The organism is Halolamina sp. (assembly GCF_036626355.1).
Classification (GTDB): Archaea; Halobacteriota; Halobacteria; order Halobacteriales; family Haloferacaceae; genus Halolamina.
In genome coordinates this window covers 25500-51736 of record NZ_JAZKRY010000009.1, presented here as the reverse complement: position 1 = coordinate 51736, position 26237 = coordinate 25500, and the positions used below count along the sequence as shown (strand labels likewise).

The 26237-nt window shown below is 67.4% G+C and carries 25 protein-coding genes; 15 read left to right on the top strand and 10 right to left on the bottom strand.

From position 1 onward, the window contains the following. Window positions 1-4519, bottom strand: a 4519-nt coding sequence (locus V5A38_RS02695) for a PAS domain S-box protein (protein ID WP_332324207.1), incomplete at its 3' end; no start/stop codon positions are given. A 193-nt stretch (window positions 4520-4712) separates the two neighbouring features. On the opposite strand from V5A38_RS02695, the gene V5A38_RS02690 reads away from it, so the two are divergent. The 3 genes from V5A38_RS02690 to V5A38_RS02680 all read left to right on the top strand — a co-directional run bounded on the left by V5A38_RS02690 (window position 4713) and on the right by V5A38_RS02680 (window position 8631). Then, window positions 4713-5864: a hypothetical protein gene (locus V5A38_RS02690; protein ID WP_332324206.1), complete on the top strand. Its 1152-nt coding sequence runs from the start codon at window positions 4713-4715 to the stop codon at window positions 5862-5864. Window positions 5865-6184: 320 nt separating this feature from the next. Next, window positions 6185-7051 carry an ABC transporter ATP-binding protein gene (locus V5A38_RS02685; RefSeq protein ID WP_332324205.1) on the top strand — a complete coding sequence of 289 codons (867 nt, stop codon included), beginning with the start codon at window positions 6185-6187 and terminating at the stop codon, window positions 7049-7051. Then, window positions 7048-8631 (top strand): hypothetical protein, encoded by a 1584-nt coding sequence (locus V5A38_RS02680; protein WP_332324204.1) that lies wholly within the window; start codon window positions 7048-7050, stop codon window positions 8629-8631. The genes V5A38_RS02685 and V5A38_RS02680 overlap by 4 nt, the downstream gene beginning before the upstream one ends. A 45-nt stretch (window positions 8632-8676) precedes the next feature. Here V5A38_RS02680 and V5A38_RS02675 read toward each other — a convergent pair whose 3' ends face one another. Next, a complete protein-coding gene (locus V5A38_RS02675; protein WP_332324203.1) occupies window positions 8677-9561 on the bottom strand; it encodes an ABC transporter permease subunit in 885 nt (294 codons plus the stop codon). Further along, window positions 9558-10547, bottom strand: a complete 990-nt coding sequence (locus V5A38_RS02670) for an ABC transporter ATP-binding protein (RefSeq protein WP_332324202.1) — start codon at window positions 10545-10547, stop codon at window positions 9558-9560. The genes V5A38_RS02675 and V5A38_RS02670 overlap by 4 nt, the downstream gene beginning before the upstream one ends. A gap of 74 nt (window positions 10548-10621) precedes the next feature. Here V5A38_RS02670 and V5A38_RS02665 point away from each other — a divergent pair, with 74 nt between their 5' ends. Both V5A38_RS02665 and V5A38_RS02660 read left to right on the top strand, forming a co-directional pair. After that, window positions 10622-10831, top strand: a complete 210-nt coding sequence (locus V5A38_RS02665; protein ID WP_332324201.1) for a hypothetical protein — start codon at window positions 10622-10624, stop codon at window positions 10829-10831. A 53-nt stretch (window positions 10832-10884) separates the two neighbouring features. Continuing rightward, window positions 10885-11277 (top strand): DUF302 domain-containing protein, encoded by a 393-nt coding sequence (locus tag V5A38_RS02660; protein ID WP_332324200.1) that lies wholly within the window; start codon window positions 10885-10887, stop codon window positions 11275-11277. 30 nt (window positions 11278-11307) lie between these two features. On the opposite strand, the gene V5A38_RS02655 is transcribed toward V5A38_RS02660, so the two are convergent. The 3 genes from V5A38_RS02655 to V5A38_RS02645 all read right to left on the bottom strand — a co-directional run bounded on the left by V5A38_RS02655 (window position 11308) and on the right by V5A38_RS02645 (window position 14242). Next, on the bottom strand, window positions 11308-12267 hold the full coding sequence (locus V5A38_RS02655) for an acetamidase/formamidase family protein (RefSeq protein ID WP_332324199.1): 960 nt from the start codon (window positions 12265-12267) through the stop codon (window positions 11308-11310). 130 nt (window positions 12268-12397) lie between these two features. Continuing rightward, window positions 12398-13531, bottom strand: coding sequence for an N-methyl-L-tryptophan oxidase (gene solA, locus V5A38_RS02650; protein WP_332324198.1), 1134 nt, complete (start codon window positions 13529-13531; stop codon window positions 12398-12400). 141 nt (window positions 13532-13672) lie between these two features. Beyond that, window positions 13673-14242 (bottom strand): metallophosphoesterase, encoded by a 570-nt coding sequence (locus V5A38_RS02645; RefSeq protein ID WP_332324197.1) that lies wholly within the window; start codon window positions 14240-14242, stop codon window positions 13673-13675. A 165-nt stretch (window positions 14243-14407) separates the two neighbouring features. On the opposite strand from V5A38_RS02645, the gene V5A38_RS02640 reads away from it, so the two are divergent. The 8 genes from V5A38_RS02640 to V5A38_RS02605 all read left to right on the top strand — a co-directional run bounded on the left by V5A38_RS02640 (window position 14408) and on the right by V5A38_RS02605 (window position 22087). Next, window positions 14408-16702, top strand: coding sequence for a type II/IV secretion system ATPase subunit (locus V5A38_RS02640; RefSeq protein WP_332324196.1), 2295 nt, complete (start codon window positions 14408-14410; stop codon window positions 16700-16702). Then, on the top strand, window positions 16699-18630 hold the full coding sequence (locus V5A38_RS02635) for a type II secretion system F family protein (RefSeq protein WP_332324195.1): 1932 nt from the start codon (window positions 16699-16701) through the stop codon (window positions 18628-18630). Before V5A38_RS02640 ends, V5A38_RS02635 begins: the two co-directional genes overlap by 4 nt. Continuing rightward, the gene (locus V5A38_RS02630; RefSeq protein ID WP_332324194.1) at window positions 18627-19364 is read left to right on the top strand and encodes a hypothetical protein; all 738 of its coding nucleotides are present in this window, start codon (window positions 18627-18629) and stop codon (window positions 19362-19364) included. The genes V5A38_RS02635 and V5A38_RS02630 overlap by 4 nt, the downstream gene beginning before the upstream one ends. Continuing rightward, window positions 19361-19885 (top strand): hypothetical protein, encoded by a 525-nt coding sequence (locus tag V5A38_RS02625; RefSeq protein WP_332324193.1) that lies wholly within the window; start codon window positions 19361-19363, stop codon window positions 19883-19885. Before V5A38_RS02630 ends, V5A38_RS02625 begins: the two co-directional genes overlap by 4 nt. Further along, window positions 19882-20553 carry a hypothetical protein gene (locus V5A38_RS02620; RefSeq protein ID WP_332324192.1) on the top strand — a complete coding sequence of 224 codons (672 nt, stop codon included), beginning with the start codon at window positions 19882-19884 and terminating at the stop codon, window positions 20551-20553. Before V5A38_RS02625 ends, V5A38_RS02620 begins: the two co-directional genes overlap by 4 nt. After that, window positions 20546-21004 carry a hypothetical protein gene (locus tag V5A38_RS02615; protein ID WP_332324191.1) on the top strand — a complete coding sequence of 153 codons (459 nt, stop codon included), beginning with the start codon at window positions 20546-20548 and terminating at the stop codon, window positions 21002-21004. The genes V5A38_RS02620 and V5A38_RS02615 overlap by 8 nt, the downstream gene beginning before the upstream one ends. Continuing rightward, the gene (locus V5A38_RS02610; protein ID WP_332324190.1) at window positions 21001-21552 is read left to right on the top strand and encodes a hypothetical protein; all 552 of its coding nucleotides are present in this window, start codon (window positions 21001-21003) and stop codon (window positions 21550-21552) included. Before V5A38_RS02615 ends, V5A38_RS02610 begins: the two co-directional genes overlap by 4 nt. Window positions 21553-21811: 259 nt before the next feature. Beyond that, window positions 21812-22087 (top strand): hypothetical protein, encoded by a 276-nt coding sequence (locus tag V5A38_RS02605; protein ID WP_332324189.1) that lies wholly within the window; start codon window positions 21812-21814, stop codon window positions 22085-22087. A gap of 68 nt (window positions 22088-22155) precedes the next feature. Here the strand turns inward: V5A38_RS02605 and V5A38_RS02600 are convergent, their stop codons facing one another. After that, entirely contained in the window at window positions 22156-23340 is a 1185-nt protein-coding gene (locus V5A38_RS02600; protein ID WP_332324188.1) for an MFS transporter, read from the bottom strand. Window positions 23341-23447: 107 nt separating this feature from the next. On the opposite strand from V5A38_RS02600, the gene V5A38_RS02595 reads away from it, so the two are divergent. Together V5A38_RS02595 and V5A38_RS02590 are read left to right on the top strand one after the other, a co-directional pair. Then, a complete protein-coding gene (locus tag V5A38_RS02595; RefSeq protein WP_332324187.1) occupies window positions 23448-23696 on the top strand; it encodes a hypothetical protein in 249 nt (82 codons plus the stop codon). Between the two features lie 121 nt (window positions 23697-23817). Continuing rightward, complete coding sequence (locus V5A38_RS02590; RefSeq protein WP_332324186.1) at window positions 23818-24315, top strand: hypothetical protein; 498 nt, start codon at window positions 23818-23820, stop codon at window positions 24313-24315. A gap of 6 nt (window positions 24316-24321) precedes the next feature. Here the strand turns inward: V5A38_RS02590 and V5A38_RS02585 are convergent, their stop codons facing one another. The 3 genes from V5A38_RS02585 to V5A38_RS02575 all read right to left on the bottom strand — a co-directional run bounded on the left by V5A38_RS02585 (window position 24322) and on the right by V5A38_RS02575 (window position 26175). Next, on the bottom strand, window positions 24322-24543 hold the full coding sequence (locus V5A38_RS02585; RefSeq protein ID WP_332324185.1) for a hypothetical protein: 222 nt from the start codon (window positions 24541-24543) through the stop codon (window positions 24322-24324). 286 nt (window positions 24544-24829) lie between these two features. Then, a complete protein-coding gene (locus V5A38_RS02580; RefSeq protein ID WP_332324184.1) occupies window positions 24830-25405 on the bottom strand; it encodes a hypothetical protein in 576 nt (191 codons plus the stop codon). Beyond that, window positions 25402-26175, bottom strand: coding sequence for a P-loop NTPase (locus tag V5A38_RS02575; protein WP_332324183.1), 774 nt, complete (start codon window positions 26173-26175; stop codon window positions 25402-25404). Before V5A38_RS02575 ends, V5A38_RS02580 begins: the two co-directional genes overlap by 4 nt. Window positions 26176-26237: the final 62 nt, after the last annotated feature.

Below are 26237 nucleotides of genomic sequence, written 5' to 3'. Positions count from 1 at the left end.
TCTCCAGCGCTTCCAGTTGGCGCTCCGAGAGGCTGTGCTCCAGTTGGCCGCCGACCTCGCTCGGCGTGGTGTCGGCCGGCCGGTGCTGGCGCTGGGCGAACAGGTCGAGTTCGGGAATCGTCTCCTCGAGTCGTTCGACGAAGCGCCGCGTGTTGGTCTCCGTCGGCCGTTCGACCACCAGTGTCGTCCGGTCCGGGGTTGCGTGGCCCCGGCGCAGAATCCCGCCGTTCTCCGAGAGGATAGAGCCGAACCACATCGTCCCGCTTCGCTCGACAACCACCTCGTCGTCACTCCGGCCGATGACCTCCACGTCGCCGGGGAGTGTGCGCTCGGCGATGCGGTCAACGTCGTCGGGGATGTCGCCGATGACGGTGTAGACGACGGAGATCGACCCGTCCTGCCGACGCACGGTCCGGTCGTGGCGCACCTGACAGTCCGTGGCGCCGGCGAGGCGGGCGAACGGTACTGGCGCGCCGTCGGCCCGGAACTCCAGTTCGATGGTCTCGTCAGACTCCAGTGCGCGGCGGCGCTCGATAGCGGTTATCGCGTTGCCGATGGAGATACCGAGCTGCGCGAGCGTCTCGCGGGCCGCGCCGTCGAACGCGCCCGGCGTGGTAGCGTGCACGACAAGCACGCCGTGAGTAATCCCCTCGTAGGCGAGCGGTATCGCACACACCGCCTGGACGCCGCGCCGGAGCAGCTCACGGCGCCAGCCGCCGCCGCCGACGAGGTCGCTCTCGACCGCCAGCTCGCCGGTCTGCCACGCGTGCTGAGCGGGGTGCGTGTCCCGACCGTCACCCGTGGGCGCCTGCTCGGCGCGCTCCCGCGCGATACCCGCGGTGGTCCGTGGGGTGAGCCGGTCCGCCCCAGGTTCGACTTCGGCGGTCCACGCGGCCACGAACGGGTCGATATCCACGAGGCGTTCACATACGGCCCGCTCCACGCCGATGCGGTGTGACTGCCCGGTGATTGCCGCCTCGACCCGGCGGGTGAGTTCGGCGACCCGTTCCATCTGCTCGGCGCGCTCGGTCTGGGCCTCCAGTTCCTCACGCTGGGACTCCAGCCGTCGCCGCCCGACGAGGTGGTTCAGTGCCCCCTCCAGCGTCGCCGCGACGAGGTGGGTGGTTTCGTCGGCGGCGTCGCTTCCGTCGGTCCAGACGGTTATGACCCCGTGGCCCGCGAGCGGCATCACCAGCACCGACCCGCTGGAGCCGACCGCGACTGACGGCGCCTCGCTCACGCCGGTCCATATCGGCCGCTCGTCGACGAACGCCTCCCACGGAATACGGTCGTCGGAGCCCCACGCCGGCAGGTCTTCGACCGGACCGACACTGTCGGTCGCCGCCGTCGGTTCGAGCCGTCCCCGCTCGTCGTCGAACAGGTGGACTGCGACCGAGTCGAAGTCGAACACCTCGGTGGCCGCGGCGACGGCGGTGCGACACGCGTCCGTCGTGGAGTCGGCGGTGGTCAACTCCGCCGTCGCAGCCTGGAACGACTGGAGGCTCTGCTGGCGGCGCCGGCGCTCGGTCGTGTCACGGCTCATCGAGACGACCCGGATGACCTCGCCGTCCTCGTCACGAATCGGGTAGAGTCGGCCGTCGACCCAGCGGACCTCGCCATCCTCGCGTCGGACCCGGTAGTCGTAGCTATACACGGCATCACCCCTGGCTTCTGGGTCGGTTAACTCGTCGCTGACCCGGTTCAGGAACGCCATGTGCTCTTTCCGGTCCTCGGGGTGGAGCGCCGCCTCGAACGCGCGGGGGTCCTCGTCCATCTCGGCGACGGGCCGGCCCCAGATGTCCTCGGCGCCGGGGCTGAGATAGTACGTCTCGGAGAAGTCCGGCGCGGCGAGGTGGATGACCTCGTCCACCGCGTCGGCGATCTGGCGGAACTGCTTGCGAGTCCGCTCGAGTTTCTGCTCGCGGCGCTTGCGCTCGGTGATGTCCCGGTCGATGGCGACGTAGCGGTCCTCGCCGCCGATGACCGCCGGCGTGGCCTTGACTTCGAGCCAGCGGCGCTCGCCGTCGCTGGTTTCGGCGGCCCAGTCGACCACCTCCGGTTCGTCACGCTCCATCACGCGCTGGATGATCTCCAGCCCCTTCTCGGCAGTGTACCCCTCGTCGGTCGGGCTGAGCCCCTCGATACCCCGTTCGAGAATCTCCGCCTGATCGTAGCCCACGAGGTCAGTCATCGCCTCGTTGGTGTCGACGATCTCCCCCGTCTCTGGGTCGTGGACCGTGATTCCGTCGATGACGGCGTCGAAAATCTGCTCGTACTCCCGCTGGCGGCGCTTGCGCTCGGTCACGTCGTCGAAGACGGTGACACGCCCGTACCGGTCGGACTCGGGAAGTGGGTAGGCCGTCAGGTGGATCCACCGCGTCTCGCCGTCCGGGCGCCGGTACCGGAACTCGAAATCGTATCGGTCGGCGGCATCGCCGGCGGCGACGTCGTCGAACATCGCGTCCCTGTCGGCGGCGGTTTCCCCGCGGTCCTCGGGGTGGATGCGCTCACGGAACCGGGTGATATCCGCCGCCAACTCCCCGTGGGGGATGCCGGCAATCTCCTCGATTGCCGGGCTCAGGTACGCCGGCTGGCTCACCTCGGCGGCGTCCTCCCAGAGGGCGACGGCCTCGTCGATTCGCTCCACGATGGCCTCCAGTTGCCGGCGACGGCGCCGTCGCTCGGTGATATCCCGTGAGAGCACGAGCACCCGCTGTTCGCCCCCGACGGTCGCCGGCGTCACGTTCGTCTCCAGCAGCCGTCGTTTGCCCTCGGCAGTTTCGACACGCCATTCGACGGTCCGGGGGTCGCCCGTCTCGGCCACCTCGCGCTGTATCTCGTAGGCGCGCGCTTCGGTGAAGCCGTGAGTGCCGGCACTGATGCCGGCGATGTCGCCGGCAAGCACGGTTTCGCGGTCGTAGCCGACGAGGTCACACACCGTCTCGTTGGCGTCGACCATCTCCTCGTTCCACGGGTCGTGGACGGTGACGGCGTCGTTCACCCCGTCGAATATCTGTTCGTACTCCCGCTGGCGGCGCTTGCGCTCGGTCACGTCCCGGACGCTCGCGAGCACCCGCTCGGTGCCGCGGATCTCGACCAGCGAGAGATGGACCTCGGCGGGGAACGCGTTGCCGTCGGCGGTGTAGGCCGGCCACTCGAACAGTTGTGGGCCCTCCTCGCTGGCCTGCTGAATCCGTTCGCGAGCCCGGTCGTAAGTGATGTCCGCCTCGGGCGAGGTTATCAACCCGACCGTCGCCCCGACGAGTTCGTCCCGGTCGTACCCCATCATCTCGCAGTAGCGGTCGTTGACGTCCACAATCCGGCCGGTCTCCGGTTCGTGAACCACGAGGCCGTCGCTGACCCCCTCGAACACCTCCCGGTAGCTCCGCTCCAGGTTCTGCCGCTCGGTGACATCGGCCCAGCGACAGAGCACCACCCGCTCCCCGTTTAGTGACCCGGGCGTGAACGATAGTCGGTACCTGCGCTGCTCGTCGTCGGTGTGGGCCGTCGTCCACTCCGTCGTCTCCAGCGTCATCTGGTCGTCGACCCGCCGGACGAGTTCACACAGCGCGTCCACCGAGCGGTCGGCTTCGACCGGTGCCAGCGCGTCCAGGCCCGCCGAGAGCAGCGCCGAGCGATCCTCGTAGCCCAGGCTCTCGGCGAGCCCGTGGCTCGCTTCTCGCAGCGCCCCCGTCTCGGGATCGTGAAAACTGGTCGCCACGTCCGTTCTCGCCATCGCCCGCTCTACGTCGACCTGTTCGTCCTTCCGCTCGGTCACGTCCCGCTCGCAGGTCACGATTCGCTCGTCGCCGTCGACGACGGTCCGGGTGAGGCGGGTGGCAAGCCAGCGACGCTCGCCCTCACCGGTCGTCACCGGCCACTCCACCGTGACCGGTCCCTTCCCCTCGCGGGCCTCGCCCAACGCTTCCGCCGGCGTCTCCCCGTCGTGACCGGGCGCGGCCATCCCTGCGAACCCGCGCTCGCGGAGCTCCGCACGGTCGTGCCCGTAGAACTCGACGTACTGGCGGTTCACGCGCAGTATCTCGCCGGTCTCGGGGTCGACCACGGCGACGAGGTCCGGAAGCGCCTCGAGCATCTCGGACATCGCCGTGTCCCCCTGGTTCGGGACTCCGCCGTCGGTGAGTGGCCGCCGCGAGGGAGCGATCCCGTTGAGGACCGTCCGCGGGTCGGAAGCGACAGTCGTCGCTGGAACGGTCGTCGTCGCCCCGGCGGCGAGGGCGGCAGTCGGGTCCACACCCTCGCCGACGACGGCCACGACTGGCCGGTCCGGGTTCGCCCTCCGCGCCGTCCTGACGGCGTCGAGGAGCCCGTCGCCGGCGCTCGGTCCGACCACTACGACGCAGTCACTGGTCCGGTCGCTGTTGGCCGGGTCCAACCCCGATAGCCGCTTCGTCTCCGCGAACCGCTCGGTCGCGTCGGCGAGCGAGCGGAGATCGGTTACGGGTCCATCCGCCGTGGCGACGACGAGCAGCGGGCGTTGCGCGTCCCCGATGTCCATGTGAACTTGTTGCTATCGAGTAGCAAAAACCCCACACACTGTCAGGAATCGCCGACACCCGTGTTTCAGCGCCAGCAACCCGGCTTGCGGGCTTATCCGGCTTCCGGACGTGTTCGGTAGATAACCCATGTTGTCGAACTGGTTGGGACACCCGCCTCGGCCCAGCGAGCGTGCCTTACCGACTGTGGGGAGCGTGAACCGCGGTGGATCCCACGTCGCCTCGGCGCCGGTTGGCGACAGGGCAGAGAACACGATGCGGGTGCTGGTCGTCGGTGACACCGTCCCCGGACTCGTGCTGACCCGACTGCTCGAACGCGACGGTCACACGCCCACACTGGTAGGGCGGCGCGGCGACGACACCTTGATCGACGCAGTGCTCGCAGCGTCGGCGGCGGCGACTGTCGACCACCTCGTTGACGGGAGCGTAGCCGCCACCGCCACGCCGGTGACCGAGATTCAGGTGAACTGCGACTGCGGAGCGACCGCCTACTGCGCTGGGGCTGACCCAACATCGCTTTTGCTGGATTACCGCTGGCTTCGACGGTCGCTCCGACGCGCTATCGACCCGAAGAATCGACGGACGGCACGCATCCACCAGCTTCAGCCCTGCGAGCAGGGCGTCGAGGTGGCGTTCGCGGGCGGCGAGCGTGCGATATTCGACCTCGTAATCGGCGCCGACGGCCCCAACTCCTTCGTCGGCTTTCTCAGGGCAAACAGCCGCGAGCGCGACGGAAACGTACAGGAGTGGACGTTCCGAATCCCTCGGCCACAGGACTGGCCGAACGGGATGGTCGAATCGTGGGACGACGACGCCGTCGTGACAGCTTCCCCAGTCGGCGACGGCCTCGCTGTCCGTCTCGGCGTTCGCGGTGGGGCCGACGGGAAGCCGATGCGGAGCACCGTCGCGGCGGCGGCTCTTTCGACGCTGCGTGGCCGACTCGGAGATGCCGTCGGGAACGCGTTGCCCGAACGAGCGAGCTACCGGCGACTTCCCGACCCGGGGGTCGACCCCCGTTGGCGGGCCGAGCGGATCGCGTTCTGCGGGAACGCCGCCGCTCCGGTCGGTCGGCTTTCCGGCCTCGAACCGACGTTGGGCGTCGAGGACGCGGTGACGCTCGTGGACGAGCTGGCCAGGAGTTCGTCGGTCCAGGATGCGCTTGACAGGTACGCGACGGAGCGGACGGACCGCCTCCGCACGCTCCGGGCCGCGGCCAACGACGCGGCCGCCAGCGCCGTGGAGTACCTCCCCGTCCAGAAGCCGGGGTCGCTCGGCCGACTGGCGAAACTTCGGACTGTCGGGTTCGCGTCCGTACTCGGCGGCCAGGACTGTTTCGGGGACCGATGAGTTCCTCGGGCGCAGTTCGAGAGCGAATCGTGAACTATCCAGTAGTTACGTCGTTACCATGCTAATACGCATCTCGTGCGATATCCGACACGACAGGAAGATGAATAGACGTGGAGTCAATCGAGTCAGGGAGGCGGTTAGCGAGCGTCCAATAGCCGCGTTTGGCTGTCTACCGGTCGGGGGGTCGGCGTGATGGCGTGGCTGTTCGACGGGACGGCCGGAATCGCACTGGCGCTCGCAGTGTTGCGTATTACAACCGTCTTGGTGACTGGCCGGGAACTCGCCTGCGGAGGGCTCCCCGCCGACGCACCGGTCTCCCCATGACGCTGGAAATCGATAACCTCGGGAAACGATACGGGGAGACGTGGGCGCTTCGGAACGTGAGCTTCCAGTTCTCCGACGGCGTCGTCGGACTGCTCGGGCCGAACGGTGCGGGCAAATCCACCCTGATGCGCATCGTGACCACGTTCACGACGCCGACAGAGGGGACGGTTCGGTGGCGCGGCACCGACGTCACCGAGAGCCGGCAGGCGGTTCGTGAGGATATCGGCTACCTCCCCCAGGAGTTCGGCGTCTACCCGCATCTGACCGCCGAGGAGTTCCTCTCGTATCTGGCCGGCATCCGTGGTGTTTCGAGTGCCGGTGAGAGGATCGAAGACCTCCTCGCGCTCGTCAACCTGGACCACGCTCGGGACCGCCGAATCGGCGAGTACTCCGGTGGGATGCGACAGCGCATCGGCATCGCGCAGGCGCTCCTGACGGACCCGGCGTTGCTCGTCGTCGACGAACCGACCGTGGGGCTGGACCCCGAAGAGCGGGTCCGTTTTCGCAACGTCCTCACCGAACTCGGCGAGGACCGTGTCGTCGTCCTCTCCACGCATATCGTCCCGGATATCGAAGCCACAGCGGCGGACGTGGCGGTTCTGAACGAGGGTCGCGCCGTCGCACAGCAGCCGCCGAGCGAGCTCATCGGGTGGGCGGATGGGGCAGTCTGGGAGTGGGTCGTCCCCGACGCGGAGCTCACCGCGATACGGAACGAGTACACGATTAGCGGGACGACCCGCAGACGGGAGGGCGTCCGCGTTCGGGTCGTGAGCGAGTCCAGGCCGGCGGACGCGGCGATGGCTGTCGAGCCGACACTGGAGGACGCGTACCTGCATCTCCTCGGGGGGAGAGCGGACGGATGACCCGTCTCACTGGCGTCTACAGTGTTGCAATCGCTGATTTCCGGGAGCGCTCACGAACCCCGAAACTGCTGGTCGTCTCGGTTCTTATCGCGTACGTCGCGAAGTTGGCGACCGTCGACGCCACGCTCGTAATCGCGGACGAGTACACCGGCGTCCCCACCGCAGCGTGGTACGGCGGGGCGGTCGCCGGGGCCGGAACGACGATACTCCTGCTGTTTGGCTACACGCTCGTCGCGGGGAGCATCGAGCGGGACCGGCGCTCCGGCGTTGACGAACTCGTCGCCACCTCGTCGCTCCCGAGTTGGGCGTATCTGCTCGGCAAATGGCTCAGCAACGTCGCGGTGCTCACTGTTGCGACTGGGGTGCTCGCGGCCGCGACGACGGTTTCGTTTCTCCTCGGCGGAACTGGCCCCTTCGACCCTGTCGCGCTGGTCTCCCCGTTTCTGTTAATCACAGTACCCACGGCGATGGCCATCGCCGCGGCGGTGGTCTGTTTCGAGACGATCGGCGTGCTCCGTGGCTCCATTGGCACGGTCGTCTACTTCACGCTCGCGCTCGCTGCAATCATTGCGAGCGTTCCTCCCGACTCACCGCTCGATCTCACCGGGATCATCGTTCTGCGCGACAGCATGAGTAGCTCACTCGCGGCACAGTCCCCCTCGTTTCAGACGCCGATACAGAGCTTCGCTTACCAGTCGGGCGCCAGCGGGCTCCAGCCGTTCGTGTGGGGCGGGTTCAGTTTCTCGCTCGAACTCCTCGCAACGCGTGTCCCTGTGTTTCTGGTGACGGCCGGCTTCCTGGGCGTCGCGGGCATCGCGTTCGACCGGTTCGCCGACCCGGGTGATCTGTTCAGTCTCGGGGGACGTTTCGGTAGTGACACTGGGTCGGACACCGACACGACAGCCGAGCCAGTCGAGGAGGTGTCCGCCGACACTGCAGTGTCCCGACGCGCTCTCGCGACTGCGGACCGTGACGGCGTCCCGGTTGGTCGCGTGCTGAGGACGGAACTCCGGATGGCGCTCCGTGGGCAACCGCGGTGGTGGTCCCTATCGTACGTGGCCGCAGTTGCGGCGACAGCTGTCGCGCCGCTCGGCCTCACCCGGTCGATACTGCTCCCGACAGCCCTCCTTCTTCCGCTTTCGATCTGGTCGGAACTCGGAGCGCGGGAACATCGGTACCGGACGATCGAACTCGTGTTCGTCAACAGCAACCCGGTACAGCTGCTGTTGTTGTCCTATACCGCGGGCGTCGCCGTGGGCCTGCCGCTGGTCGGTCCGACGCTGGCGCGGTTTGCCGTGGCTGGACAGTGGGGTGCGTTCCTCGGCGGTGCCGCCGCAGTGGTGTTCCTCCCGAGTGCGGCGCTCGCGGCCGGCATCTGGACGGGGCGTGAGGGTGTGTTCGAAATCGGTTATCTGATCACGTGGTATCTCGGACCGATGAACGGCGTCATCCCCTTCGACTACACCGCCGCGGTCGCAGCGACGAGTCGTGCTGGGGTCCCGCTTCTCTACCTGTTGCTCGCCGGTCTCGGACTCGGAGCCGCGGCCGTCGGCCGACGGCGGCAGGTGCGTCTTCCGTGAGATGTCGCCACGCGTGAATGCGGTTACAAACCAGTGCCTGGGTCCTTAGAGGTCGAGTCGCTCGAACCGGAGATAGCCAAGCACCGTGGGAATCACCGCCCAGGCGGCCAGGGTCAGGCCGGCGAACCAGTCACTCAGGTAGAACGGCAGCGCTCCGGGGACGCGGTTCTCCAGTTTCAGTTGCTCGGGAGTGGCGTCATTTGGGATGTCCTCGATGCCGAGTTGGACGAACGCCCCGAGCGGGCCCTCGACGAAGTTCTCGGCGACCACCCGGAACGCCTCGAGGGGGCTGAGACGCTTCAGCAGGAAGTACCACGCCTCGACCTCCAGCCCCGGCAGGGAGCCAGTGACGAGCGCATACAACCCAGCCGCCCCGGCATCCCAGACGAGCATGAACACGAGTAGGGAGCCGATAGCCATGGCCATCGCCTTCCCCCGAGTGCGCGCGCCGGCGGAGATACCGACCGCCAGGCCGGCAAATGAGACGCCGAACAGCACCAGCGAGCCGAGCAGTCCCGCCGCGTTGTCGAGGGCGGGCATTTCGATGGCGATGGCGGCGACCAGAATGCTCACCGCCGAGCCAACGCCGATGGTCACGGCGATGACAGCGTTCCGACCGACGAACTTTCCGAGCACCACGTCTCGTCGGGAGTGGGGGAAGCCGAGCAGTACCCGGAGGCTCCCCGACCGCCGTTCGCCGACGATGGCCATGTAGCCAGCAATCAGGGCGATTATCGGGACGAACAACTGGCTCAGCGAGGCCGTCAGCCCGAGGGCCACGTCACCCGTCGCCTCGCTGGTGTCGGAGGTGCCGACGGCGACGAGGATGATGAAGCTCATGAACCCGGCGAAGACGGCGATGATACCCCAGAGCATCTTCGACCGGACAGCGTCCTCGAAATCCTTGCGTGCGACCTGTGCCCACGTCATGCTACCACCTCCGAGGGCTGCTCCTCGGCGGCTGACTCGGACTCGGCGTCACGCTCCATCCTGTCAGGCCCGCCGTTCGTGTAGACGGCGAACAGTTCTTCCAGCGATGCTGACTCCGAACCCACGTCGACCACGTCGTGGCCCGCATCGACCAGGTCGGCGACGATGCCAGCTTTCACCCGCGAGTCAGTACAGGTCACGCGCAGGCGGTTCCCGCGGATCTCCACGTCGGAGACGCCCTCGCTGCTGACGAACTCGGGGTCGGGCATCGTCCCCATCGTCACCTCGAGTGTCGAACTCGCCCCGACGGCCTGTCGAAGCCCTTCGACGGTGTCGACGGCGATGAGGTTCCCGTTCGCGAGGATGCCGACACGGTCACAGACCGCCTCGACCTGGTCGAGGATATGGCTGGAGAAAAACACCGTCGTCCCGCTGTCTGCCTCCTCCCGGACGATGTCCCGCAGCAGTCGGATACCGTTCGGGTCCAATCCTGAGGAGGGCTCGTCCAGAACCAACAGCTCGGGGTCACCTGCCAGCGCCATCGCTAACGCGAGTCGCTGGGTCATGCCTTTGGAGTAGTCACCGACCGGGCGCGCGGCGTCTTCGCCGGCGAGGCCGACACGTTCGAGCAGTTCGTCTGGCGAGTCGTCGCCGTCCTGCCACTCGATGGCGAACTCCAGGTTCCGCCGGCCGGTGAGTCGGTCGTAGAGACTGTAGCCTTCCGGGAGGACGCCGACCCGCTCGCTGACGGCTTGGGGGTCCTCCTGTACGTCGAATCCCAGTACTTCGGCGGTGCCTTCGGTCGCCCGGGCGTAGTCGAGCAGCATGTCGATCGTCGTCGACTTCCCCGCGCCGTTCGGGCCGAGGAAGCCGTACACCTCGCCCTCCTCGACGACGAGATCCACGTCGTCGACGGCGGTGATGTCCGTTCCGAACAGCCCGCCGTCGTATCGTTTGGTCAATCCCTTCGTGTGTATTGCGCTCATTACGTCCCTGTCGTTTGGCTGTTCCCCCGTGTATCCACCCTCCGTGTTTCAGGGTCTGCAACCCGGATCCAGCGGTGGTCGGCATCGGTGCGGCCGACGAGGCGTTCCACCAGCGCGGGGTCACGAGCGCGCCAGTGGCCGGGACGCTGGTGCGCGCGCTCGTGACCGGCGAGGACGCCGAGCTTCCAGCGGCGCTGTTCGCGCTCGACCGGTTCGAGTCCACGTCGCCGGATTTCGAGTTTACGTCGATCTCCGCGGGTGAGGTCGACGAGTCACAGGGCTGACCGTGAGCCAATAAAAAAGACCGGTTAAGTGCGTTGGTCGTATAGTTGGTCGTATGCCCTATACGCTTGAGGAACGGGTCAGTGGCGAGTTCGACGACGTCGTCTCCCAAACCGAAGCAGCCCTCTCCGACGAGGGGTTCGGCGTGCTCTGTGATATTGACGTTCAAAAAACCTTCGCGAAGAAGCTGGACGCCGAGTATCGGCAGTACCGCATCCTCGGCGCCTGCAACCCACCGCTGGCGAAGCGGGCGCTGGAGGAGGAGATCCGGCTGGGTGCGCTGCTCCCGTGTAACGTCGTGGTCTACGAAACAGACGACGGCGTGCGCGTGAGTGCGGTCGACCCGCACGAACTGCTCTCGGTCGTCGACAATCCCGCGCTCGATGAGGTTGCGGACGAGGTTCGCGAGCGCTTCGACCGGGTGCTCGACGGACTGGCCGAGGCTTAGAGGGAGTCCTCGGCCGCCCGGCGGGTTCGCCTATTCGGGGAACAGCGACCCCGCCACGTACGCCGTCACCGTCCAGTTGGGCGCGTCGACCACCTCGCTCACCTTCAGGTCGACGGCGGCCGAGCAGAGGATGTACGCCTCCGCCCGAGTGAGGTCGCGCTCGGCTTCGAGGTGGTCGATCATGTGCAGCACCGCCTTCTTCGTCGCGTCCATCAGGTCCGGCGCGATGCCGGTCGTCGCGTACATCGGCTCGTCGCGGCCCGTCGGCGTGTAGGGGTGGTCGCTCTCGAACTGCGGCTGTTCGATGTCCACGTCCGTCCGGACGTCGAAGCGCGCGGTGACGATCATCGGCGCCTCGATACCCGTGACACAGACCTCGCCGTCGCCCTGTGCGGCGTGGCAGTCGCCGGTCGAGAAGCGCGCCCCCTCGACCTCGACGGGGAGGTAGACCGTCGAGCCCGTCGTCAGGTGCTTGACGTCCATGTTGCCGCCGACGTCGCGCGGGGGGAGTGTGTCGTGTTCGCCGTCTTCCGCCGGCGCGTTGCCGATGGTCCCCGGGAAGCAGTCGATGGGGACCTCGATGCCGTTCACGAACTCGGCGACCCCGTCCTCGAGTTCCCAGGCGTAGTAGCCCGGCTCCTCGAAATGCTCGGGGAGCAGGCCGAGCCCCATCTCGCCGGGCATGAACCCGGTGTACCCCCAGCCCTTGTGCTCGAAGCCGAGCAGCTCGACCTCGAGGACGTCGCCCGGTTCGGCGCCCTCGACGGCCACCGGGCCGGTGAGCGGGTGGACCGGGTCGAAGCTCACGTTCCCGAACTCCTCGGCCGTCGAGTCGGGACCGACCTGGCCGTCGACGGCGTCGCGGCACTCGAAGCGGACCACTTCGCCCGGCTCGACCGTCAACACGGGGTCGATGCTGTTGTCCCAGACGTGGTGGACGTTCTCGTCGTCGTCGCTCAGGTCGTAGTCGACAGTGTGGCTCCGTGACATACGCCGACAATTGGCAACTGAGAGCATAAAGTCGTGGGTGCCGACAGCCGTGCGGGTTCCCATCTCCCGGCGTACCAGCGGTTCGGCGAGAACTCGCAGTAGTCGTCGGGCCGGCTGCCGACCCGGCTGCCTACAGTCGCCCGTCCAGCCGGTGGACACCGATGGGGTTCTCCGTGTCGCCGTCGGTCACGAAGTCCGCCAGCGTCTCGCCGACGACGCTGCAAAATTTGAAGCCGTGGCCGGAGAAGCCCGCGGCAATCGAAACGTGGGGGTACTCTGGATGGGTGTCGAGGTAGAAGTGGCCGTCGAGGGAGTCCGTGATGAGACAGGTGGCGAGCCGCATCGTCGGCCCGTCGGCGCCGGGGAAGCTGTTCTGCGTGAGCTGCCGCAGGAGCTTCTCGTCCTGGAGGGTCGGCTCGTCGTGCCAGTCGTCGGGGTCGATCGTCTCGGCGAACTCGGCCGACCGGCCGAACTTGAACCCCGGCCGTTCAGCTACCGGGAACCCGTAGAAGCTCCCCTCTGGGACGTCGACGCTGAAGACTGGGAAGTTCCCCGGCTGGAACTTCTCGGGCGCCGATGGGTGGAGCCACGCCATCACGCGGCGCTGGGGGACCAGCGCGTCGGAGAGCAGGTCGAGATGCTCGCCAGCCCACGCTCCCGCCGTCACCACGAGGTTGTCCGCCTCGTAGCTGTTCCGGTCGGTTCGAACCCGCACGCCCTGCTCCCGAATCGTCAGGTCGTGAACCTGTTCGCGGCCGTGAACTGTCGCGCCGTGCTCGTGGGCCTGCGTGACGTGCGTCGCGACGGCTCGTTCACATCTGAGGAAGCCGCCGTCGGGCTGGTAGACGCCGCGGTGGTCATCGGGAAGTTCGTAGCCCGGGAAGCGCTCGTTGATCTCCCCACCGGTCAGCAGTTCGTACTCCACATCGTTCGCCTCGCACGACTCGACCGAATCGGTGATCTTCGGGCCGTCGGGCGGGCCAGCGTGGATCGAGCCGGTTTCGGTGAGGATGGTTCGACCGGATTCCGCCTCCAGCCCCCGCCAGAGCTCGCCCGCCCGCTGTGCGAGGGGGACGTATTCGGGATGTTCCGGCTGGGTCAGTCGGAAGATGCGGGTGTCGCCGTGTGACGAGCCGTTCGTGTGCGGGATATCGTACTGCTCGATACCCAGTACGTCGACGCCGCGTTTCGCGAGCTGGTAGACCGCCGCACTGCCCATCCCACCCACGCCGATGACGATGGCATCGTACGAACGCTTGTGCATTGACCGTTATGTAGGGAGAGAGCGCGAAAAGTGTTCGTCCGCTACGCCGGAACCCTTCGAAGAGATACTGTCGGCCCCGTCCAATCACCGCTCACCGTGATCTGACTGGTTGCCGAGGCCCGAACTTTTCAGAGAAATACACTACTTCGCATCGTCACGACGCCGCAGCCGATCGCCTCGCTCCGAGTCGTCCAGGATGTCGACGATCGCGTCCAGCGTGATCGGGCGGTACTCGAGGATCTCCGCGCCGACGTTGATCCGCCGGTCGTCGGACGCGAGGAAGGGGTACGTCTCCAAGTCGTTGTTGTGGTGATGGCCGTGAATGACCCAGCCGTCCCACGTCTCTGGAACGGCTTCGGGCCGGTGGACGCAGTAGAAGCTGTACCCCCGGTGGTCCAGCACACAGGAGTCCACGACCGGAAACGGCGCCTGGCTCGCTGTGAGGCCGACGTCGTGGTTCCCGCGCACGAGGAGGTCACCGTCCAGTTGCCCGAATCGCTCGATCGTCTCTCGACCGTCCTGCATGTCCATCGCGACGTCCCCGAGATGAACGAGGACGTCGTCGGTATCGACGGTCTCGTAGTACCGGTCGAGCATGACCGTATCCATCTCACCGACGGACGTGAACGGCCGGTCACAGTAGTCGATGATGTTCGCGTGGCCGAAGTGATGATCCGAGATGAGGTAGCGAGCCATCCTGTCGCCGTCCAAAGGCGAAGTCGTGATGGGACAATAAACCTATCTGCGGTGTGTGACGGTCGGCCACACATCGCCTGTTGTGCCTTTCATCTCCCGCACTTATTCATAATCTCCTACAGATTCTTTGTTTAACCAAACCCTTAAATCGCGGAGCGAGCACACCGACGGTAGAGCAGTATGCCAGACTCACCGACGCAGTTCGATCGCGTACCGGCGCCGCGTCCGCCCCAGGATGGCGACGCCTGGTATGCGCCGACGACGCTTGCCCAGTACGAGAGCACGCCCGGCGTCGTCGCAACGGTGAGTTACGACGGCGAGAGCCCTGCCGACGCTGACCGCTTCAGCTACGGCGCCCGCGAACCGCCGCTCTCGCCGAGCGAGTCCGCAGCACTCGAGGCGGTCAGGGAGCATTTCGCGGGCACCCAGCGCCGCCGCCCACTCACCCGCCAGGGGGCCGTCGAGCGCGCCGAATCGGGGTTCTCGCCGAAGTACGGACGCACGCTCGACCGGCTGCTCCCGACAGGCGCGGGCGCGAGGCGACGGCTCGACTACCACGCGCTGCGAGACCTCCGACTGCTCGGTGAATCGACACCGCTGGCCCTCGACGACGACGTGGAGATCGCCGATAGCGAGGCTGAAGCGGGGAAGCTGGTCGTCCACACGACTGATTTCGCGCCGGTCGTCACTGACCTCGACGCCGGTGCCGAGTTCGTCGACCGCGTGGCCGCCGAGCGCCTCTTGCGGTACGAGGTGGAGTTCGCCGGCTATCCGGTTCCGGTCATCGTCTACCGGGACGGACTCCTCGGGAGCGACCGCTTCGCCACGCGGTACGCGGTGCTCGAACCCGACCTGCTGCCGGGCGACGAGGAGCTCATCGCGGAGTGCAAGGAGCGCATCTGGGAAACGACCACGGAGTCCGTTATCGGCGGCGGCACCGACCGGCACGCGTTCGTCGCCGAGCGAGCGCGGCGCTTGCTCTCCCGCCGACTGACGAGTCGGAACACCCGAGCGTGGCTCGCGGCTACCCAGTACCGCCTCCAGTCCCTGCTCGCGGATCTGGGCGTCGGGCTCCCGCCCGTTACCGACCGCTACGCAGCCGACCGGCTGGACGACCTCGTCTACCACGTGCTCCGGGATTACGTCGGCGAGGGACCGCTGACGGTGCCGATTCGGGATCCGAACCTCGAGGACATCGAGGCCAACCGGGTCGACGAGCGGGTGAAGGTGGTCCCGCGGACAGATGTGGCCGGTGGTGACCGGGTCCCGACCAACCTCCGGTTCGACAGCGAGAGTTCGTTCATCAACGTCGTCACCCAGCTCGCGGCGAGCGACGGCGTCGAACTCAACGCCTCCCAGCCCAGCGCCAAGGTGAATCTCGACCCGCCGGGCGTCGCGGAGACGGTGCGTTGTGCCCTCGCGCTTCCGGTCATCAGCGAGGGCGGCCCGCACGTCTCGATTCGGAAACAGGCTGCCGACGCGATGACGCCCGTCGACCTGATGCGCCGGGACGCGCTCTCGGCTGACCTGGTGGCGCTGCTCTGGTTACTGTACGAACACCGGGGCGTCGTGCTGTTCTCCGGGCCGACGGGGGTCGGGAAAACGACACTTATGAACTCGCATATGCCATTTGTCCCCTACGATGACCGGCCCGTTTCCATCGACGAAGGGAGCCGCGAGGTTCGGCTCCCCCACGAAACGGGCGTCTCACTCACCACTCGCGACCACGAAAGCGAGTTCAAACGGGTGACGATGGCGGACCTGATGACCGAGTCCAACTACCTCAACCCCGACGTGGAGGTCATCGCGGAGATCAACACGCCAGAGAGCTTCGAGACGTTTGCAGAGATCGTCAATACGGGCCATGGCGTCGTCGGAACGACCCACGCCGAGGACGTTCGCACCCTCGTCAACCGGGTCATCGAGCAGGGACTGCCTGCTTATCTCCTCGAGGAGATCGACCTCGTCGTGTTCCCCCACCGCTCGGAGGGCGAGCGCTACGTCGCCCGGGCGGTGGAGTTCCTCACGCCGGAGGCCGCCGACGAACTCCCGCCCGGCGACGACCAGGGTGTCATCGAGAAAGCCGACACACGAATCCACTGGAACGAGGTCTTCCGCCGTGACGTCGACGGTTCGTTCTCGCTTTCCGGGCCCACCGATCCTGCTGATCCAGACGAGCGCGGCTTCCGGCTGTTCCACCGGCTCGCGGTCGCTACCGACCGGACGGCGGAGACGGTCGAGCGAGAGTTCCAGCGCAAGCGCCGCTACGTCGAGTTCCTCGACAAGGAGGGCATCACGGATTTCGACGAACTGTTCGACCTGCTCTCGGACCTCCGGACCGACGAGGCGGCGACTGTCGAGCGCCTCCAGCGTATCGCTGTCGCCGACGCTGGTGACGGAGAGGACACGCCACGGGAAGAGACCGCGCGCAGGAGCCACGAAACGGCTGACGGCGGGCGAGAGGGTGGTCGATGAGCCTCGATGGCGAACCCAACACAGGGACGCGAGGGGCAGACGACGCGGCCGCTCCCATCCCGTCGAGCATCCGGCTCTCGGTGATCGATCGCGTGCTCTACACGCTGTTTGCGAGGAAAGCGGATAGCTCCCGCCACGCGGGTGACCGGGAGCAGTACCGCGGCGCGAACCTCTCGACGGGGTTCGATCTCTATATCGCCAGAGTGTACGGTGCCGCGTGGGCGACTGCCGTCCTCGCGGTCATCCCGACGCTGGTGCTCGCACTTGCGGCGCCGGCCGGCGTCTACGATGGGCTCGCACGGGTGCTGGCCTCGGTGTCACCGGTCGTCGGCGCCGCCCCGCGACCACCCCGACTGCTGGTTGCCGCCATCCTCGGCACTGTTGTCGGGCTGAGCACCAGGCGTGCGGTCATCGCAATCGGCGGCCGCTCTCTCAGGTGGCTTGCGAGCGCCCGCCGGGACGATATCGAGCGCACCCTCCCCGGCGTGGCGCGCTATCTCTACGCGCTCTCCTCCGGCGCCGACGGCCCTAGGGCGATGCTGCGGAAAGTCGCCGAGAACGAGGCCTACGGTGAGAGCGCTGTCGCTGCACGGAACGTGCTCAACACCGCCGCGCTCACCGGGAGTCTCGGCGAGGGGTTGCGCCGGGTTGCCCGTGACACACCCTCACGTGACACGCTCGCGCCGTTCCTCCTGAAGTTCCGCGAACACGCGGACCAGGGCGGTGACGCGCTGGCGAACTACCTCGAGCTCGAAGCCCGGATGCTGGGCCACCGGCGTTCGCAGGCCCGCCAGCGCAACGAGGGGTTTCTGGAGCTTATCGCCGAACTGTTCGTCGTTCTGCTCGTACTGCCCGCGCTGCTGGTCATCGTTCTCACCGTGATGAGCGTGCTCGCGCCCGGGCTCTCGGCGCCGATCCCGACACCGCTGGGGCCGACGACCCTCCGAGCCATCGTCGTCTACAGTGCCGCGGGATTCGTCCTCCTCGTCGGCGCCGGCGCAGCAGCGATGGTCGGCAATCTCCGCCCAACCGAGCGGAAGGTCACGTACAGCCGACCCGGCTCAGCGCTCGAAACGCTCAGAACCGCGCCGACGAACCCGGCGAGCGCCGTCGTCGTGCTCGCGCCGCTGACACTGGTCGGCGCGGGAATCAGCCAGGCAACGGGCCATCACCCGGTCGCCTCGCTGCTTGCAGGCTACGTCGCGTGGGGTGTCCCAGTCGGCGCCGTCGCGGTCCGGCGGGCTCGCGTCGACGATGCGAAAGATCGGGAGATTCAGGATTTCGTTCACGCTGTCTCGGGTCACGTCGGACTGGGACGCCCCTTCAGCGGGGCGGTATCTGTCGTCGCCGACGACGTGGACTTCGGCCCGCTGCAGTCGGACGTCGCGAGTCTGTCGTTCGACCTCTCGCTCTCGGACGGGCCTGACGGGGGAGACCGCCGGACTGCCGCGCTCGACCGGTTCGTCGACCGGGTCGGGACGCCGCTAGCCGCACAGACAATGGGGTTGGTGACAGGTGCACTCGACGCCGGCAGCGACACGGAGGCAGTCTTCGAGACGCTCCAGACGGAGGTCGGCCAGCTCTACCACGAGAAACGCTCACTCCGGAGCGAACTGGCGGTGTACGTCGCCGTGGGCTGGACGACCGCTCTGCTCGTCGTCGGCATCGTCGTCGCCGTCGACCAGTACGTACTCGACGGCTTCACACAGCTGTCCTCGATGCCCGGCTCGACGGGGTTCGCGCTCGATCCGAACGCCGTCGACCCCGAGCGTGACCGGTTCCGCTTTGCCGTCGTCGCCGGCGCGACCGCCATCGCCGCGGGCTGGTTCGCAGGGATGGCTAGCCGCGGCCCCTACGACGCAGTTCTGCACTCCAGTCTCCTCGGAGCGCTCGTCGCGCTGGTGTTCGCCGGGGTGGGAATGGCATGACAGTCAACGATTCCGGGAGTTCAGCCACGCGACGCGCCCAGTCCCACGTCGTGGGTGTCGCGCTCCTGCTTGCGATTACGACCATCTCGCTGGGGGTGCTGACCGCGGGAGTCGGGACTGTCGTCCAGAGCAACGCCGCGGCCGCGGACGCGAACCGCGTTGCAGACACGTTCGTGGGACTCCAGCCGTCGAAAGCGACCGGGACCGAACGCCACCGTCTGGCGTTCAGTGAGGGGTCGCTCCAGGTCGTCGAACGAACGGTGCGCGTTCTCGACGGCGACGGCGTCCTCGCCAGCCACCACGCGGACGCCCTGGTGTTCGAGAGCGGTGACCGCCGGGTGACGTTCCTCGCCGGCGCCGTCATCCGCGGGGGGACCGACGCCGCCCGGCTCACTGAACGACCGCCGCTCTCGACGGCCGACTCGCTGCTCGTCTTCGGCCTCCCGGTGTTGAACGCGAGCGGGACCGAGACTGTCTCCGGGTCGGGCGCGACCCGGCTCACCCTCGAAACGAACACCAGCCACGACCGGCAGCCCCTCGGGGAGGGCCACTATCGTGTAGCTGTCGAAACCTCGACGCCCGGTGCCTGGGAAGCGTACTTCGCTACCGTAGGTGCCGAAACCACCCGCCAGGAGTTCGACGAAGACGGTGTTCCAAGCGTTGTCGCCAGGTTCCCCGGAGAGCGAACCAGCTATCTCGTTGTACACGACACCCGACTGGAGGTGCGCCGATGAGGACTCGCCCCGACGACTCGAGCCCGCCGCCCGTCCGGGGAGAGCGGCTCAGGTCGGACCAGCGTGGGATCACGCCTGCGGTCGGAAAGGCGCTCGAAGTCGGCGTCGTCGTCCTCTTCGTCGGCGTACTCACAACCACGCTCTACGGGAACGCCGTGCCGGAGTACCGTGACACCGTCGGCGATGAGGTAGCTGACCGGACCGTCGCTGCGGCCGCCGAACGCGTGGAGAACGCTGTCCCGCCGCACGTCCGCCGTGCCCGGGTCGTCCATCGGGTTGACCTGCCGGAACGCATCCGCGGCGCGAGCTACCGGATCGCTGCGGTAAACCGGTCACTCGTGGTTCACCACCCGTCACGGGCGGTCGAAGCACGAACTCGACTCGCGCTCCCCGCCCACGTCGACGCCGTCGTCGGCGAGTGGGAGAGCGGCGCGGAGACGGTCGTCGTTGTTTCGGGGACCAATGGCGGTGTGACCGTCCGGCTCACTGACCAGGACCGTCTCGAGGGTGGCCCATCGTGACAGTGGTCCGATACGACTCTCGCGGACAGGCCAACCTCGTGGCGCTCGCGGTTGCCCTGGTGGCACTGGTCTCCGCGACGACGCTTGGGCTCGTTGTCGCCGATGGTGCGCTCGCGGATGCCGAGCGCGCGCCGCTGGAGCGCCGTGGCGCGGTTGCTGCTGCTGACCGGCTCGTGAGCGCGGAACGGACAACGACCCGCCCGAACGTCGTCCTCGGTAGCGTGCTTCGGTCACTCGGGGGCGACGACGTCGACGAGCTCGCGCCGCCAGTCGCGGGATACGCAGTCCGGCTTCGCCTCGACGAGAAGACGCTGTTCGAACGCGGTGACCCAACCGGTGGGACGACCGTGAGTCGGGTCGTCCTTGTGGCTGAGCGCACGACCCGCTCGCGAACGGTGACTGTCGACGACGGGACGACGCTCACGCTCCCGCGACGGACCGAGGCGGTGGAACTCGAATTCGACAGCGCCGCCGATATCGAAACAGTCCGGCTGAACGGCCGGGTCGTGCTTCACGATCCCGACGCCTTGACGGGCCGGTTCACGGTTCGGACATCCCGCTACGAGACTGTGACGCTCGCGTTCGAGGACGGCTCAGGTCGTGTCCGCATCACGAGTCATCCGCTCCAGACCACCAAGGCGACAGTCAGGGTAACCGTCGATGAGTGACGGACGGGCCCAGGCGTGGACCACTGTGGCGAAAACGGGGACGGAGACCGACCGGGGGCAGCTCTCGCTGTCGGCCGTCGAGGCGGCCATCGGTGTCCTTCTCCTGTTCGCGGCGACGGCCACTTTCGCGCTCGGTGTTCCCGATGCCGGCGCGGAGGAGGCACAGCTCGACGAGTACGCCGCCGATGCCGCGACGGTGCTTTCGCGAGAGCCACCACGCCACGAGGGGCCCACACGGCTGGACGAGGTGAGCCGCTCGCGGGCCGCGTTCGAGCGCGAGCGGGATGCGCTGGAGCGTCGGGTGGAGCGCATTCTTCCCGAAAACCTCATGTTTCGGGTCGTGACGCCCCACGGCGCCGTCGGCTTCCAGCGCCCGACCGACGCGCCGACCGGGCGAGCAACGGTGCCGACGCTCTCCGGCCGCGTGAGAATCTGGGTGTGGTACGCATGACCTGGCGAACTGGTCTCTGTGGCGACGATCGAGGGCAGCTGGTGCTCGTGGCCGCGGCGATGCTCGCCCTCGCGCTCATCCCGCTCGGGTTCGCGTATCTCCAGCTGGGCTACCACGCCGACATCCAGGCGGCGACCGCCGAATCGTCGCCCGGAAGCGAAACGCTCCGCCTGCTCGAACGCGCGGTACACGAAGCGGGCGACGAAGCGGTTGGCCAGCCGTGGGCCGGGCGAGCCGGCACTGCAGCACGGGTCAACAGCGCACTCGCGGCCGATATCGACGCCATCGAGGCGGCACAGGTCGAGCGTGGTGTCGCCACAGAGGTGCGCCAGAACGCGACCGAAGCGGCCGAATGGACCACCGCAAACTGTCCCGAGGGGTCGGGCCGGTCGTTCGGCGACTGTGAGACTCGCGGCGGTCTCGTCCTGCAGGAACGGGGGAACGAGACCCACCTGCTGGCGGTTGCGTTCGACGTACAGATCGTCTCCGAACGGGGCGAGACGACTCTCACTGTCGTCATCAGGACGGTCGGTGGGCGGGCAGGGTGAGCGCGCCGGTTGCGCGTGCCAGCGACCGAAGCTGTAAACGCTCCCCTAATCACCTTCTCGAATGGCCAGTTCGAGCTGCAATTTACAGGTTAGCCTGCCCCGCTAAAACTCTTGTAAAATCATTTGTAAACTTTTTACGGCGTTTTACAGGCGTGGTGAAAGGTCAGTTAGCGGAACTGCTAACCGGTAAAACGGGGCGAACCCAGAGCAACAATCTCGTACTTATAGGTAGATCTGGGTCATTGGCGGAAGTGGAACGATGTCCCCCTCCGAAACCTCCTCCATGTCCGGATGGCTCCGGACCGATCGAACCCTCCCAGCCATCGAGTCGCTTCGCTCAGCCCTCCTCGAGCCGGTACAGGCTATCGCGTTCTGGACGGCCATCGGCCTCCCGCTGGTCTACGTCCCGATGCTCGCGACTGGCGCGGTCTGGCAGAACCCGGTCGCGGTGCTGGCGATTCTCGTGCTGAACATCGTCGCGTTCGTCGTCGGCCACGAACACAACCTGCCCGAGAGCGGCCGGTCGCAGCACTAACGTAGCGGCGACCGGGTATCGAACAGCGGCCTCGACGCCGCCCTCCAGTTCATACGAACCCGTTCGACTCAGAGATTCAGCCCCAGCGCACGGTTCGTCCCGAGCGCGAACAGACCCCCAACCAGCAGCAGGATGACGATGCCGTAGGCGTGCACCCAGCCGCCGCTATCGGCGAGCGACCCGACGATGACGCTCCCGGAGGCCGCGAGCAGCATGTAAACGGTTCGGACGAGGCCGAAGCCGAACCCGCGCTCCTCGACGTCGAGTTGGTCCATCACGCGCGCCTGTACTGTGCCGGGCCAGGAGATTCCCGTACCGAGCAGGACGGTGCCGCCGAGCAGGCCGACAGTGCCGTCGACGGCCAGCAGGACGAGGAATGCCGACGCCGTCAGGGCCGCACTCATTCCGATGGCGAAATCCCGCGAGACGGCGTCTGAAACCTTCCCAGCGGCCGGCTGGGCCAACGAGGAGATACCGAAGACGACGGCAAAGAGGACCCCCGCAGTTCCCGGGTCCACGCGACGGTACTGCACCATGAACGTCGGGAGGAACGAGGAGACGGCCTGGAAGGTGAAGCCGGTAAGCACCGCGATCCCGGCGGTGTAGGCGAGGCTCGGTCGGGTCATCATTCTCGCGACACGACGGACGTTCACCAGCTCGGAGAGCCCTTTCTCGGGCGCTGCTGCCGGGCTTTTTGGGATGTAGAGCACCGTCGCGAGGACCACGGGGAGCGAGACGAGCGCCGCGCCGGCGACGGCGGTCCGCCAGCCGTAGCGGACGCCGACGATGCCGGCGCTGGCGGGGAAGATGACGCCCGCGAGCGCACCGCCGGCCGTGAGCGCGCTCAGCGCGCCGCCGTGCTCGTCGTAGACGCGGGAGAGCAGCGACGACCCGGGCGAGAAGAACAGGCCCGCCCCCGCACCAAGCAGCACGAGCGCCGCGCCGAACAGCACCAGTGACGGAGCGAGCGCGACGGCGGCGGCGCCGAGGACCGTGCCGACCAGCCCCGTGAGCAGGAGCGTCCGCTCGCCGAAGCGGTCGGCGAAGACGCCGCTGGGGAACTGCAGGAGGGCGTATACCGCCCACATCGCCGTCAGCGCGCCGCCGACGCCCGAGCGGGTGGCGCCGAACTCCACCAGCACGAGTGGGACGATCGGGCCGATGACGAACCGCACCCCGAGCTGGGCGAAGTTCCCGGCGGTGACAGTGGCCAGCACCCGCCGACGCGTCGTCGAATCGACCGAAATTGACACAGCTTCAGTCCACACTGCCAGCCCTAAGCCGCTTCGTTCTGGGGTCTCTCCTGCCGGTAGCGTCACCCTATCGAGGATTTTTGCTGCTCCCGCCCGTCTCCGGAGCCATGGTGGATTCGCGGACCCTGACGGCGACGGCGGGGCTGGCCGTCGGCATCATCATGAGCATCGTCGCCTCCGTGCAGTACGACACGCTGCTGGTGCTGCTGTTTCTCCCGTTCATCCCGATTCTCTTCCGGAAGGGCGTCGAGGACGAGACCGAACCAGCTCTGAAGGAGTGCCCGGTCTGTGAGTTCCGCACTCACGACCCGGAGTTCACACACTGTCCGCGTGACGGGCACCGACTCGAGGAGTAGCAGGCGACGAACTCCCGACCGCGTTCGCCAGAACTCCGAGCAACCACGTCTGGATCCGGCGCCACGCCGTCTCGCCGGGTAGCCGTGGATAGATACGTCCGCCAGCTGACGACAAGAGCCGATGAAGCGTCGCCACGCGCTCGAGCGGCTGGCAGTCGTCGGGAGCGTTCCCTTCGCCGGCTGTTCGTCCAGTATCGGTTCGGGCGGGACCGTTCTCGGGCGGATCGAGGTCATCAACTCCTCGTTCGTCGCGAACCGGATCCGGCTCATGGTGGAGCGTGACGGCGAGGAACTGCTCGACCGGAAGCTCTCGGTGGCAGCAATCGACGCCGAAGACGGTCAACGTGGTGTGGTTATCGAGCCGGTGTGGTCAGAAACAGCGGGGCGGTATACCGTTCGCGCGCTCCATTACGACGACTCCGAGGACAGGGAGAGCAGTTCGTGGGAGGACACGTTCACCCGAGCGGTCTACAACAGCTACTACGGGGACAGCCACGAGGACCCTGGCTGTCTCGGCGCCGTCGTCACGATCTCGAGCCGTGCCGACACCGAGAACGCCGCAATCGGGATCGGTCCAACGTCTATGGAGAACCCGTGCGGCGCTCGGAAATCCCAGTAGTGAACGCTAAACAGGGGCGTCGATGAACAGCCCGTACGCGATGAGCAGGATGGCGAGGAGCGCGCCAGCGCCCAATTCCTCGACAGCCGGCCCCGGCGCGATGACGCCGGCCAACAGCCCACTAACCAGCGGGATCGGGATCGTCAGCAACAACAGGTCGTACCGCGAAAGCTCAAAAGAACCGTCGACACTACCAGCCGGATGTTTCTGCTTCGTGCTCATCGTCACATTCAGAAATATTTCGTGATAGTTCTAATAACTTACGCCCAACTACCGACGGACGTGCGTTCAACGAGTCAGCAGTAGTTTCACACGGCCGTTGTACCACTCACATGCCAGTCTCAGATGACAGGCCCAACACGTGACCTGACGGACCTGGAGGACCAGTATCAACGAACGGTTCCCGATGATCGTGGTATCGAGTCGGCGGCCGCATCGACGCCGCGGTTCGTGCTCGGGATGCTGACCGACACCGACGAGCAGCCAGGGACCGAGTCCTCGTCCTGCGATCCACTCACTCCTCTGTCAACTGGTCGTCGAGACCCCACTCGGCTGCACGCTCCGCGGCTTCCGCCCGTGCTTCCTGTTGAATCTCGGCGATGCGGTCCTCGTCCTGGAGGAACGTCTCGACGGCGCTGGGTTCCGGTTTCTCACTCTCCAGTCGGTTCTCGGGCGCCCGCTCCCGGGTCCGCGCCGCCAACGGCGCGTCCGCGGCGAGTTCGTCGGCGGGCGCGCCCGGCGCCACCTGGAACGCGGGCAGGTCGTGGACCGGTTCCAGCGCCGCCGCGGGCAGTTCGTACAGGTCGACCGCACAGGGCCCGGGACCGGCAAGCGCCGCGAGCGCGTCGGCGCCGCCCTCGTCGGTGGTCTCGCAGTACGCCACAACTGGAATACCCGACTCGAAGGTGAGCACGCCTGTCGCCTCGTCGTCGAGGAGGAGGGAGCCGGCGGGTTCGACGACCGCGTAGCCTGTGAGCGTCCGGTCGAGTACGGCAGCGAGTGGCTCCGCAACGTCGTCGACGACGCGCGAGCGCAGGAGTTCGCCCTCCGGGACGTGAACCGCCGGCTCCAGCACGTCGAAGCCGCTCATGGCGAGTCGGGGATCACTGCCGAGCGGAACCGGTCGGCGACGGCCCCCCCGTCCGCGTCCTGGAGGTCGAGAGTGGCTGCCGCCCGGCGATAGGCCGCGGCGGCATCGGAGTCGGGGGCGTGAGCGAGCAATGGTTCGCCCGCCCGGCGCGCGGCGCGGGCGGCATCGCTCTCGGGGACGGTTCCGAGCGTCGGTCCGCCGAAGTAGCGCTCGGCCTGCTCGGCTACCCGGTCGACGGCCTCGTCGTCGCGTACGCGATTGAACAGCACGCCGGCCGTCTCGGTGCCGTACGAGCGGGCGTACTCTTGCACTTTCAGCGCGTCAGAGAGGGAGGGGATGGTCGGCTGAAGCACGACGACGGTCCGGTCGGCGAGCACGAGCGGGAGCACCGCCGACTGGGAGCCGAGCGCTGCGGGCGAGTCGAGGAGCAGCACGTCGGTGTCGGCTGCGAGCGTCGCCACCACCTCCCGGAGGCGGGTCGCGTCGGCCTCGCGGAACGCCGATAGCGAGGTACCACAGGGGACGAGCGAGAGGCCGAACCGGTCGTAGACGGCGTCCTCGACGGCCACCTCGCGGTCGGCGAGCAGCAGGTCCTGGAGGGTGGCGTCGGCGTCGGCCAGCCCAGTGTGGAAACAGAGGTTCGCCATCCCCGTGTCGGCGTCGATCACGGTGACGTCGTGGTCGGCGGCCAGGGTCATCCCCAGTGCCAGTGTGCTGGTGGTTTTCCCCACCCCGCCTTTCCCGCTCGCCACCGCTAACGCTTCGACCATATGGTGGTTCTCGCCGCTCCCGGATTAAAAATTTCTGCTCCGGGCGGGGAAACGGTCAGACG

What these genes read in the sequence shown, in the direction of transcription:
- V5A38_RS02685 (WP_332324205.1), top strand. Translation starts at nt 6,185, where the DNA reads ATGACGCTGGAAATCGATAACCTCGGGAAACGATACGGGGAGACGTGG.
- V5A38_RS02675 (WP_332324203.1), bottom strand. Translation starts at nt 9,561, where the DNA reads ATGACGTGGGCACAGGTCGCACGCAAGGATTTCGAGGACGCTGTCCGG.
- V5A38_RS02575 (WP_332324183.1), bottom strand. Translation starts at nt 26,175, where the DNA reads ATGGTCGAAGCGTTAGCGGTGGCGAGCGGGAAAGGCGGGGTGGGGAAA.
- V5A38_RS02625 (WP_332324193.1), top strand. Translation starts at nt 19,361, where the DNA reads ATGAGGACTCGCCCCGACGACTCGAGCCCGCCGCCCGTCCGGGGAGAG.
- V5A38_RS02590 (WP_332324186.1), top strand. Translation starts at nt 23,818, where the DNA reads ATGAAGCGTCGCCACGCGCTCGAGCGGCTGGCAGTCGTCGGGAGCGTT.
- V5A38_RS02580 (WP_332324184.1), bottom strand. Translation starts at nt 25,405, where the DNA reads ATGAGCGGCTTCGACGTGCTGGAGCCGGCGGTTCACGTCCCGGAGGGC.
- V5A38_RS02615 (WP_332324191.1), top strand. Translation starts at nt 20,546, where the DNA reads ATGAGTGACGGACGGGCCCAGGCGTGGACCACTGTGGCGAAAACGGGG.
- V5A38_RS02640 (WP_332324196.1), top strand. Translation starts at nt 14,408, where the DNA reads ATGCCAGACTCACCGACGCAGTTCGATCGCGTACCGGCGCCGCGTCCG.
- solA (WP_332324198.1), bottom strand. Translation starts at nt 13,531, where the DNA reads ATGCACAAGCGTTCGTACGATGCCATCGTCATCGGCGTGGGTGGGATG.
- V5A38_RS02610 (WP_332324190.1), top strand. Translation starts at nt 21,001, where the DNA reads ATGACCTGGCGAACTGGTCTCTGTGGCGACGATCGAGGGCAGCTGGTG.
- V5A38_RS02670 (WP_332324202.1), bottom strand. Translation starts at nt 10,547, where the DNA reads ATGAGCGCAATACACACGAAGGGATTGACCAAACGATACGACGGCGGG.
- V5A38_RS02680 (WP_332324204.1), top strand. Translation starts at nt 7,048, where the DNA reads ATGACCCGTCTCACTGGCGTCTACAGTGTTGCAATCGCTGATTTCCGG.
- V5A38_RS02635 (WP_332324195.1), top strand. Translation starts at nt 16,699, where the DNA reads ATGAGCCTCGATGGCGAACCCAACACAGGGACGCGAGGGGCAGACGAC.
- V5A38_RS02630 (WP_332324194.1), top strand. Translation starts at nt 18,627, where the DNA reads ATGACAGTCAACGATTCCGGGAGTTCAGCCACGCGACGCGCCCAGTCC.
- V5A38_RS02605 (WP_332324189.1), top strand. Translation starts at nt 21,812, where the DNA reads ATGTCCCCCTCCGAAACCTCCTCCATGTCCGGATGGCTCCGGACCGAT.
- V5A38_RS02660 (WP_332324200.1), top strand. Translation starts at nt 10,885, where the DNA reads ATGCCCTATACGCTTGAGGAACGGGTCAGTGGCGAGTTCGACGACGTC.
- V5A38_RS02595 (WP_332324187.1), top strand. Translation starts at nt 23,448, where the DNA reads ATGGTGGATTCGCGGACCCTGACGGCGACGGCGGGGCTGGCCGTCGGC.
- V5A38_RS02655 (WP_332324199.1), bottom strand. Translation starts at nt 12,267, where the DNA reads ATGTCACGGAGCCACACTGTCGACTACGACCTGAGCGACGACGACGAG.